Source organism: Microbacterium sp. K36, assembly GCF_004794355.1.
In the GTDB taxonomy this organism is placed as follows: domain Bacteria; phylum Actinomycetota; class Actinomycetes; order Actinomycetales; family Microbacteriaceae; genus Microbacterium; species Microbacterium paraoxydans_D.
The window spans coordinates 1-9,978 of sequence record NZ_SSDN01000061.1 but is presented as its reverse complement, the minus strand read 5'-3'; the positions used below and the strand labels follow the sequence as shown (position 1 = coordinate 9,978).

Sequence of the window (9,978 nt, the reverse complement as noted above, 5' to 3'; positions counted from 1 at the left end):
TCTCGGACTCCCGCAGATCGGTGAGGTGCTGGGCCCTTCGACAGGCTCAGGGACCCAGGGCGGAGGCTCAGGGACTCAGGGCGGAGGCTCAGGGACTCAGGGCGGAGGCTCAGGGGCCCGGGGCGGGGGCTCGGGGACCTCGGGCGAGGGCTTGGGGAACCAGGCAGCGGCGGAGGCGTCGGCGCTCGAGACCCACCTCGCGCTGCTGCGCGAGGAGCAGACCAGGCTGGCGCGGCAGATCGCGTCGGTCGAATCCACCATCACGGCATTGAGAGGAGGTGAGAACCTCATGGCAGAGAACATGTTCGACGGCTTCGACCACACGCAGTACAAGCAGGAGGTCGAGGACCGCTGGGGGAAGAAGGCCTACGCCGACGGCGACCGCTGGTGGCGCGGGATGAGCGACGCCGAGCGCGCCGAGTGGCAGCAGCGCGTGTCCGACCTCGGACGCGACTGGATCGCTGCGGCGGAGAGCGGCATCGATCCCGCATCCGCTGAGGCGCAGGAGCTGGCGCGCCGTCACGTGGCCTGGCTCACGGGCATACCGGGCACTCCGGCCGCCGCGCGCCGGCAGGGACCGGACGCGGGCGCCAAGGCCTACGTCATCGGACTCGGCGAGATGTACGTCGCAGACCCGCGCTTCGGCGCGAACTACGCGACGTCCGCGGGTGGGACGCACGGCGCGGAGTTCGTCCGCGACGCGCTCCGCATCTACGCGGAAGCCTCCCTCTGATCTGTCGAGCCACCCCCTTGCGTGCGACCCACCCCGCTGCGGTCGTACTCAAGGGGGTGGCTCGCACGCAAGGGGGTGGATCGGGGGAGGAGGGGAGGGCGTAGGGTCGTGCCATGACGGGGCGACGGAAGCGGGGGCGCGACGACCGCCCCGCGTCCGGAGCCTTCGCGGCGGCGGCGGCGGCCTATGTGGCGAACTGCGCCCTCGGCGCCGCGGTGGCGGCCCGGCTCATCGACACGCGCCGCTTCCGCTGGGTGCACCACGCCCTCTACATCCTCACCTGCGCGACGACGGGACTCGCCATCGTCGCCGGTCTCGCCACCGGCACGCCGCGCACCCGGCGCGCCGCCCTGGCCCTCCTCCCCGCCGCCGCCCCCCTGGCCGCGATCCCCTACGCCGGGACGCACACCCGGCGGCACCCGCTCGTCGCCCTCACGGCAGCCCCCTTCGTCCTCGCGGGCCTCGTGGTCTCGCGCCTCCCCTCCGACCGGAAGTGACCGCATGGAACTCCTCGACGCCATCCGCCGCCGCAAGACCACCAACGGAGCGTTCCTGCCCGACCCGGTCTCCGAGGAGCACCAGCGCATCCTCCTGGAAGCGGCCGGCCGCGCACCCTCGCAGCTCAACAGCCAGCCGTGGCGCTTCGTCGTGATCGAGAACAGGGACACGATCGACGAGATCGCGCGCATCTCTGGCGAGAGCATGACGGAGGCCATGTCGAACGGCACGTTCTTCGAGCGGTACAAGCCGTACTTCCGCTTCAGCCAGGAGGAGATGGAGGAGAAGCGCAGCGGCATGCTGTTCGACAAGCTCCCCGCGCCGCTTCGGCCCTTCACATCCCAGGTGTTCACCAAGCGCGGTCAGACGCTCATGAACACGTTCGGCGTGCCGAAGACGCTGGGCTCGGAGAACCGCAAGCTCGTCGCCGGATCGCCGCTGCTCCTGGGCGTCATGCTCGACCGCAGCGAGTACCGGCCCGGGCAGCTGTCGTCGTTCTACTCCGTGTTCAGCATGGGGGCGGCCATGGAGAACGTCTGGCTGACCACGGTCGAGTTGGGCATGGGCATCCAGTTCATCTCGTTCCCGATGGAGGTGCCGGGGCGCTGGGACGAGATCGTGCGGCTGCTTCGGGTGCCCGACGATCTCGAGCTCATGGCCGTCTACCGGCTCGGCTACCTGCCGCCGGAGCAGCGCCGCCCTGCGATCGACTGGTCCAGCAGTCAGCGCAAGCTCGTGTCGCAGTACGTGTTCCGCGAGGACTGCGACAGCCCGCAGCAGGGATGGGACGCTCCGCCGGCCCGGACCTGAGTCAGGAGCCGCCGACCGTCCGTGGCACCTCCGGGAGATCGTTCAGCGCCGGTCCCTCGATGCGCGTGCCGTCCGCGGCGAACCGCGAGGCGTGCAGCGGGCAGTCCCACGTGCACTCGGCGTCGTTCCAGTCGAGGACGCCGCCCAGGTGCGTGCAGACGGCACTGACGGCCCTGGTCACGCCGTCGACCGTGGAGATGGCGACCGGGCGACCGCCGCGATTCGCCACGACGCCCTCGCCCTCCGCGGGCTGCGGCACGGGGACCGGCGTGGTCTCGGCCTCGACCCAGCCCTTCGTGGCGGCGGCGGCCACCTTCGCGCCCTCGACGGCCCCGCGTGCGAGATCGGCGGGGACGGTGAGTCGGGTGCCGAGGCGCAGCATCCAGGACGGACGCTCGCGGCGCTTCGTCCCGATGATCTCCTCCGTGAGTCGCAGCGCCGCGGCGGGCGCGTTCGACAGCCCCCACTTCGCGTAGCCGGTGGCGATGCGGATGCGCCCGAGGCCGCGCGGCAGGGCGCCGACGAAGGGGATGAGGTTGTGCGACTGGTAGTCCTGCGCGGACCAGCGGTGCGTCTCCTCCGCATCCGGGAAGTGCAGGCGGGTCCAGTCCACGAGGTCGTCGATCGCCGCGGTCTCGCCGTCCGAGCGGCCCACGGGATGACCGTTGCCGCCGACCACGAGCTGCGCCGTGCCGGCTGGACCGTCGGCGGCGGACACCGGTCGGATGGACCGCGTCGGGCCGTCGGCGGAGATGAACGTCCCCTCCGGCACGCCGCCGGAGACCCGGAACGAGACGCAGTACGACCGCATCCCGGCGACCTTGGAGAAGTACAGGCCGCGGTCGAGGATCGGGGTCCCCGTCGCGAGGACGATGTGCTCGGCGAACATCGGGCCCGCCGTCGTCTCCACCCGCGGCTCCGGGAGGGCGTGCGCGCCGATCACGCGGACGCCGGTGTGCAGCGTGCCGCCCCCGGCGAGGAACTCCTTCGCGAGCGCGTCTGCGACGGCGACCGGGTCGATCGTCACCTGGGAATCGAGCGCGACCGCGCCCGCGACGGGGAACGGCGTCGACAGCTCTCCCGCGGTGAGCAGACGCGTCGGCAGTCCCGCCTCCCGCGCGGCGGCATGCTGGGCTCTCACCGCCTCGAGCCCGTCCGGGCCCTGGGCGTAGGTGTGGTCCGTGCGCTCGGTGTAGCTCAGGCCGGCGGTGTCGGCGAAACCGGTGAGCCACTCCATGCCGGCCCGGTTGGCGTCGACGTACGCCTGGACGAGCGCCGCCGGATGGTGCGCGCGGATCGTGGCGAGCTGCTGCCCCTGGAGCAGGGAGAGCTTGCCGGTGTTGCCACCGGTCGAGAGCTCCGCCACGTCCCCCGCGTCGACGACCACGACGTCGAGTCCGGCGCGGGTCAGGAGCACCGCGGTCGAGAGGCCGGTGAGCCCCGCCCCCACGATCAGCACGTCGTGCTGCGCGCCGGGATCGAAGGCAGTGCCGTGGGGTGCGTCCTGGTCGACCTTCCAGAGGGGCTTCATTCCGACAGTCAACGCCTCTCCCCGCCCCCACCCCAACGCCTTGACATCCGGCGGTCGCGCTGTCATGCGGCGACTACAGTGGCCAGCGTGAGTCTCCGTCGTGTCCTGCTCGTCGCGCTCGGCGGCACGCTCGGCACCGCAGCGCGTCTGGGCCTCGGGCTCGTCGTCGACGACCCGGGCGGGTTCCCCCTCGCGGTGCTGCTCGCGAACGTGCTCGGAGCCCTGCTCATCGGTGTCGTGGCGGCCCGGCTCCCGGCCTCCGCGGAGCTGCGGCTGCTGCTGGGCACCGGCGTCCTCGGCGGCTTCACGACCTACAGCGCCTTCATGACCGGGACACTGGCCCTGTGGGGGTCGGCTCCGCTCCTCGCCGCCGCATATGCCGTGGGCAGCCTCGTCCTCGGTCTTCTCGCGGCCGCGGCAGGGGTCCGACTGGGGCGCCCGCGCCGGGGAGGGGCGTCGTGAGTCCGCTGCTGTTCCTCGCGGCCGCGCTCGCCGGGGGCGTCGGCGCCGTCCTGCGCTATCTCGTCGACCTCGGCGTCTCCCGGCTCGCCGGCCGACGGTTCCCGTGGGGGATCCTCGTCGTCAACCTCACCGGCTCCTTCGCCTTGGGGCTCGTGACGACGGCGCTGCCCGACACGGCCTTCGTGCTCGGGGCCGGTCTGCTCGGGGGTTACACGACCTTCAGCACCGCGATGCTCGATGCGGTCGCGCTGTGGCGGGACGGCGAGCGCGGCGCCGCGGTGTTCGACGCGGTCGGCATGCTCGTGCTCGGTCTGCTCGCCGCGGGACTGGGGCTCGCGCTGGGGGCTGCGCTCTAGCTTCATGCCCCTCCTCCGGTCCCGTGCGGGTGCGAAAGGGGGCCGCGAACGGGCGTGCGGGGCGCGGAATCGAGCCCGCACCGGGAGAGAAGGGGAAGCCGGGTGGGGCTCTCAGGGAGTTCACACCGGAGCGAATGTACAAACGTACATGTACGGATGTCCAGGGGGTGAGCGATGGCGGAGAGCGCACGTCGGCGGCGTGATCCCGAAGCGCGCCGCCGGGAGATCGTCACCGCGACCGCCGAGCTGATCGTCGAGGTCGGGGCCGACGCCATCACGCACCGCATGGTCGCCGCCCGCGCCGGAGTGCCGCTCGGGGCGACCACCCAGTACTTCGACACCCTCGACGACCTGCGCGGCGCCGCCTTCCGGGCCCTCGCGGACGAGATCGAATGCCGGCTCGACGGGGTGCGGCAGACCCTCGCCGAACGCGGAGCCGGGGCCGACGTCATCGCCGCGCTCGTCCACGACAGCATCCACGACGGACACGCGGTGCAGGCGGATCGAGCGGTGGTCACGGCAGCCGTCCACGATCCGCGTCTGCGCGAGCTCGCCCGCCACCTGTCGGACCGTCTCGTCGACCTCCTGGAGCCGACCTATGGCGCCGACCGGGCTCGAGCGGCGATGATCTTCATCGACGGCGTCATGTGGAGCACGCAGATCCGCGACGTCGATCTCGAACAGTCCTTCCTCGAATCCGCACTGGCGCGGATCCTCGGAGAACCTCTCTCCCTCCCATCCGCAGCGACCGCCACCCCCTGACACCGAGGACCCCGCCTTGTCGAAACTCGCCATCCTCAGCCTGAAGAACCGCGCCCTCATCGCGCTCGTGACGATCGTCGCCGCGGTGTTCGGCGGGCTCGCGCTGACCAACCTCAAGCAGGAGCTCATCCCGTCGCTCGAGCTGCCGGCGCTCGTGGTCATGACCACGTACCCCGGCGCCTCGCCCGAGGTGGTCGAGAACGACGTCTCGACGCCGATCGAGTCGGCCATCCAGGGCGTGCCCGACCTGGAGTCGACGACCGCGACGAGCACGACCAATGCGTCCATCGTGCAGGCGATGTTCTCGTACGGCACGAACCTCGCGACCGCGGAGCAGAAGATCCAGCAGGCGATCAACCGGATCTCCTCGCAGCTCCCGGAGGACGTCACGCCGCAGGTGCTCTCGGTCTCGATCGACGACTTCCCGGTGATCCAGGTGGCGGTCACCGGCTTCGACGACGCGGACAACGCCCAGGCGCAGCTCGAGAGCGTCGCGATCCCCGATCTGGAGGACGTCGACGGGGTGAACGCGGCCGAGATCGTCGGCGGCGTCGGACAGCGCATCACCATCACCCCCGACCTCGCGAAGCTCGCCGCCGCCGGGCAGAGCAGCGAGGCGATCAGCACGGCGCTGCAGCAGAACGGCACGCTCTTCCCCGGTGGCGAGATCACCGAGGACGGCGAGACCCTCACGGTGCAGACCGGAGCGAAGATCACCTCGGTCGACGAGATCGCCGCCCTGCCGCTCGTCGGCACCGCGGTCACCATCGGCGACGTCGCGACGGTGGCCCAGGTGTCCGACCCGGTGACCTCGATCTCCCGGGTCGACGGCGAGGACGCCCTCTCGATCTCCATCACGAAGCTCCCCGCCGCCAACACGGTCGAGGTGTCGCAGGGGGTCATCGCGGCCCTCGACGAGATCGGGGAGGCACTCCCCGACGCGGAGTTCACGGTCGTGTTCGACCAGGCGCCGTTCATCGTGCAGTCCATCGACACCCTCGCCACGGAGGGGCTGCTCGGCCTCGTGATGGCCGTGCTCGTGATCCTCGTGTTCCTCATGTCGGTGCGCTCGACCCTGGTCACCGCGATCTCGATCCCGACGTCCGTGCTCATCACGTTCATCGGGCTGCAGGCGTTCGGCTACTCGCTCAACGTGCTGACCCTCGGGGCGCTCACGATCGCGATCGGCCGCGTGGTCGACGACTCGATCGTCGTGATCGAGAACATCAAGCGCCACTACGTGGGCGACGCGGACAAGGGCGACGCGATCCGTCTCGCCGTGCGCGAGGTCGCCGCCGCCATCACCGCGTCGACCATCACGACAGTGGCGGTGTTCCTGCCGATCGTGTTCGTGGGCGACATGGTGGGCGAGCTGTTCCGTCCGTTCGCGATGACGGTCACCATCGCCATGGTCGCGTCGCTCTTCGTGGCCCTGACGATCGTGCCGGTGCTCGCGTACTGGTTCCTCAAGCCCGGCAAGCCGCTCCTCGACGACCAGGGGAACGCGATCGACCCGGAGGACCCGGCCGCCCCGCCGACGCGGCTGCAGCGCGGCTACCGGCCCATCCTCGGCTGGACGCTGAAGCACTCGGGCATCACCGTCGCGCTCGCGGTGGTGGTCCTCGCCGGGACCCTCGCCGCCGCCCCGCTGATGAAGGTGAACTTCCTCAGCGACTCCGGTCAGAACACCATGACCGTGACGCAGGACCTCGGGCCGACCGCGAGCCTGCAGGCGAAGTCCGACGCCGCCGTCCCCGTCGAGGAGGCCCTCCTCGACATCGACGGCATCGAGCACGTGCAGGCCTCCATCGGGTCGAGCGGCTCCGCGCTGCGTGACGCGTTCTCCGGCGGTGCCGGGATCACCTACTCCGTCCTCACCGACGGCGACGCCGACCAGGAGAAGCTGCGCGCCGAGGTGCAGGACGCGATCGACGGCCTCGGCGACGAGGTCGGCGAGGTCGCCGTCGCGGCGTCCGCCGGCTTCGGCTCCAGCGACATCGAGATCACCGTGTCGGCCGCGAGCGGTGACGACCTCGCCACCGCCACCTCCGCCGTGGTGGACGAGCTCGACGGGCGCGAGGGCATCGGGCAGGTGACCGACAACCTCGCCGAGGCGCTACCGTACATCGCCGTGGTCGTGGATCGCGAAGCCGCCGCCCAGGTCGGCCTGTCCGAGGTCGCGGTCGGGTCGATCGTGTCGAACACGATGCGTCCGCAGCAGATCGGCTCGGTCGAGATCGACGACACCGCCCTCACCGTGTACCTCGTCAACCCCGAGCCGCCGACGACCGTCGCCGCCCTCCAGCAGCTCGCGATCCCCACCGCGGCCGGCATCGTGCCGCTGCAGGACATCGCGACCGTCGAGCAGCGCAACGGTCCCACCTCGATCACCACCGAGCAGGGACGCCGCACCGCGACCGTCACCGTGCCGCCCGCATCGGACAACCTCGCGGTCGCCACCCAGTCGGTCACCGAGGCGCTCGCCGCGGCGGACCTGCCGGACGGCGCCTCGGCCGAGGTCGGCGGCGTCGCCTCGCAGCAGGCCGACTCGTTCGCGCAGCTCGGCCTGGCCATGCTCGCCGCGATCCTCATCGTGTACGTGGTGATGGTGGCGACGTTCAAGTCGCTGCGTCAGCCGCTGCTGCTGCTGATCTCGGTGCCGTTCGCGGCGACCGGCGCCATCCTGCTGCAGATCATCACGGGCGTACCGCTGGGCGTGGCCTCGCTGATCGGCGTGCTGATGCTTATCGGCATCGTGGTGACGAACGCGATCGTGCTCGTCGACCTCGTGAACCAGTACCGGGAGAAGGGGCTGTCGACCGCGGAGGCGGTGATGGCGGGAGGGGAGAAGCGTCTGCGCCCGATCCTCATGACCGCGCTGGCCACCATCCTCGCCCTCACCCCGATGGCGCTCGGGATCACCGGGCACGGCGGCTTCATCTCGCAGCCGCTGGCGATCGTGGTGATCGGCGGACTCGTCTCCTCCACGGTGCTGACGCTCATCGTGCTACCGACCCTGTACAACCTCGTCGAGGGGGCGCGGGAACGCCGCCGGGCGCGGAAGGACGACCCGCAGGCCGACGCGGGACCCGTCCCGGTGCACGCGGACGGCACGCCGGTCAGCCGCCGGGAGCTCCGGGAGCAGCACGGCGAGTAGCCGCGCGTTCACAACTCAGGAGAAAGGCCCCGGTCCCGTCCGCAGGACGAGGATCGGGGCCTTTCGGCGTCGGTTCTCCGGAGTTGTGAACCGCGGTCAGGCGAAGGTGAGGCCCCACTCCAGGGTCCAGGTCTCGCCGGGAGCGAGACGACGCAGGCCGCGGCCGCTGTTGAGCGCATCAGCCGGAGCGGTCATCGGCTCGATCGCGACGGCGAGCGGCGTGCCGGGATAGTTCGTCGCCGTGTACACCTGCACGAAGTCGAAGCCGTCGCCCTGCCAGAGCGTGACGGTCCGGCCGTCGGGCGCGGTGAGGGTGTGCCGCACCCGGCCGTCCGGGTCGCGCTCGAGGTCGGTGAACCCGGTGTCGAGCGAGACGTCGCCGACGCGGATGCCCCCGAGCAGCTCGGGATCGGCGGGACGGGTGCCGATCGGGAGCATGCGGTCATCCGTCTCGAAGGCGGTGCGGGCGGGCACGCGGAGGACGAGGTCGTGCGGGTCGACATCGCCGATCGTGGGGAACGGGTGTGTGCCGACCGCGACGGGCGCGGGGGAGTCGGACCAGTTGGTGAGCGTGTGCGTGACCGCGATGCCGTCCGCGGTGAGGACATACGCGACGGACGTCTCGATCAGGTACGGGTAGCCGGTCTGCGGGAAGACGGTCGCCCGCAGCGTCGCTGCCCCTTCCGTCTGCTCGATCGCATACGCCGTGAAGCGCAGCAGGCCGTGACTGGCGTTGTCCGTCTTCGGCTCGGTGATCGCGAGCTGGCGCACGGTGCCCTCGTCGTCCCAGCGGCCGTCGCGCACCCGGTTGGGCCAGGGCGTCAGCACGACGCCCGAGCACGACGGCGTCGGGATGTCGAGCGGATACGGGGAGATGAGATCGACCTCGCCGATCCGGAGGGCACGGAGAGAGGCGCCGACCTGGGCGATCTGCGCGGTCACGTCGCCGAGACGGAGATGGACCTGGGTGCCGGTGGGAGAGACGGAGTTCACCTCGACATCGTAGTGCCGCAGGCCGCCGGAGTGCGGGGGTCTCCCAGGGATGCCGGGTAGACTGTGACGGTCGGCTTCGGACACCCGCGCAGGGCGCGGACGTTTTTCAGTGTGTGAAGTGTGAGTCCAGGGGCCGATGGTGCGCGTCGATCGACGCGAATCAACCATCACAGGAATGGCCCCGGCCGCAGATCGTCCGGACTCCGCTGGATCGGAGTGCTCGCGCGTGCGCGCAGCGCTGTTCTCGTGCGAGAACGCAAGAAGGACACCCGAATGCCCAAGAACCACAAGCCCCGCGGCGGTCGCGCCGCCGCGAACTTCGAGCCGCGCTACGGCGCCAAGAAGACCTCGTTCCACGACCGCCACCGTCCGGCCGGCGGTCGGGACACGGCTCGCGACGAGCGTCCCGCGCGCGACGACCGCGAGGGCCGCGCGACCGGCGGGTACGACCGTCGCCCCGGGAGCCGCAGCCCCGGGCACCGCGGCTACCGCCCGGAGGAGACCGAGTCCGGTGCTCCGAAGCGCCGCTGGAACGCGCAGGAGCGCGCCGGTCGCGACGAGGCTCGCAGCATCCGCAACCGGGCGGAGTCCGGGCGTCGCGAGGCCCCGCACCGCCGCGACGACCGCGCCGGTGGCGGCCGGTTCGACGACCGCGCCGAGCGTCCGCGGTACAACG

At 71.4% G+C, this 9,978-nt stretch carries 9 protein-coding genes and 1 pseudogene; 8 read left to right on the top strand and 2 right to left on the bottom strand.

What is annotated here, in order from left to right; translation table 11 throughout:
• The first annotated feature begins 16 nt into the window (after positions 1 to 16).
• The 3 genes from DW296_RS06030 to DW296_RS06020 all read left to right on the top strand — a co-directional run bounded on the left by DW296_RS06030 (position 17) and on the right by DW296_RS06020 (position 2,041).
• A complete protein-coding gene (locus DW296_RS06030) occupies positions 17 to 733 on the top strand; it encodes a TipAS antibiotic-recognition domain-containing protein (RefSeq protein WP_446724128.1) in 717 nt (238 codons plus the stop codon).
• Between the two features lie 113 nt (positions 734 to 846).
• Positions 847 to 1,230 (top strand): hypothetical protein, encoded by a 384-nt coding sequence (locus DW296_RS06025; protein WP_136051503.1) that lies wholly within the window; start codon positions 847 to 849, stop codon positions 1,228 to 1,230.
• Positions 1,231 to 1,234: 4 nt separating this feature from the next.
• Positions 1,235 to 2,041, top strand: a complete 807-nt coding sequence (locus DW296_RS06020; RefSeq protein WP_101847590.1) for a nitroreductase family protein — start codon at positions 1,235 to 1,237, stop codon at positions 2,039 to 2,041.
• Between the two features lies 1 nt (position 2,042).
• On the opposite strand, the gene DW296_RS06015 is transcribed toward DW296_RS06020, so the two are convergent.
• Positions 2,043 to 3,572: an FAD-dependent oxidoreductase gene (locus tag DW296_RS06015; protein WP_136051502.1), complete on the bottom strand. Its 1,530-nt coding sequence runs from the start codon at positions 3,570 to 3,572 to the stop codon at positions 2,043 to 2,045.
• 87 nt (positions 3,573 to 3,659) lie between these two features.
• Between DW296_RS06015 and DW296_RS06010 the strand changes: the two genes are divergently transcribed.
• The 4 genes from DW296_RS06010 to DW296_RS05995 all read left to right on the top strand — a co-directional run bounded on the left by DW296_RS06010 (position 3,660) and on the right by DW296_RS05995 (position 8,309).
• Positions 3,660 to 4,034 (top strand): fluoride efflux transporter FluC, encoded by a 375-nt coding sequence (locus DW296_RS06010; protein ID WP_240743007.1) that lies wholly within the window; start codon positions 3,660 to 3,662, stop codon positions 4,032 to 4,034.
• Complete coding sequence (locus tag DW296_RS06005; RefSeq protein WP_136051500.1) at positions 4,031 to 4,390, top strand: fluoride efflux transporter FluC; 360 nt, start codon at positions 4,031 to 4,033, stop codon at positions 4,388 to 4,390. The genes DW296_RS06010 and DW296_RS06005 overlap by 4 nt, the downstream gene beginning before the upstream one ends.
• 174 nt (positions 4,391 to 4,564) lie before the next feature.
• The gene (locus DW296_RS06000) at positions 4,565 to 5,152 is read left to right on the top strand and encodes a TetR/AcrR family transcriptional regulator (RefSeq protein WP_136051499.1); all 588 of its coding nucleotides are present in this window, start codon (positions 4,565 to 4,567) and stop codon (positions 5,150 to 5,152) included.
• A gap of 16 nt (positions 5,153 to 5,168) precedes the next feature.
• The gene (locus DW296_RS05995; protein ID WP_136051498.1) at positions 5,169 to 8,309 is read left to right on the top strand and encodes an efflux RND transporter permease subunit; all 3,141 of its coding nucleotides are present in this window, start codon (positions 5,169 to 5,171) and stop codon (positions 8,307 to 8,309) included.
• Positions 8,310 to 8,405: 96 nt separating this feature from the next.
• On the opposite strand, the gene DW296_RS05990 is transcribed toward DW296_RS05995, so the two are convergent.
• A complete protein-coding gene (locus DW296_RS05990) occupies positions 8,406 to 9,302 on the bottom strand; it encodes an aldose 1-epimerase family protein (RefSeq protein WP_136051497.1) in 897 nt (298 codons plus the stop codon).
• Positions 9,303 to 9,575: 273 nt separating this feature from the next.
• On the opposite strand from DW296_RS05990, the pseudogene DW296_RS05985 reads away from it, so the two are divergent.
• A pseudogene (locus DW296_RS05985) lies at positions 9,576 to 9,978 on the top strand (DEAD/DEAH box helicase); the annotation flags it as partial.

Excerpts from the sequence above, each read along its gene's own strand:
- DW296_RS06025 (WP_136051503.1), top strand. The coding sequence starts at position 847 with ATGACGGGGCGACGGAAGCGGGGGCGCGACGACCGCCCCGCGTCCGGA.
- DW296_RS06020 (WP_101847590.1), top strand. The coding sequence starts at position 1,235 with ATGGAACTCCTCGACGCCATCCGCCGCCGCAAGACCACCAACGGAGCG.
- DW296_RS06015 (WP_136051502.1), bottom strand. The coding sequence starts at position 3,572 with ATGAAGCCCCTCTGGAAGGTCGACCAGGACGCACCCCACGGCACTGCC.
- DW296_RS06000 (WP_136051499.1), top strand. The coding sequence starts at position 4,565 with ATGGCGGAGAGCGCACGTCGGCGGCGTGATCCCGAAGCGCGCCGCCGG.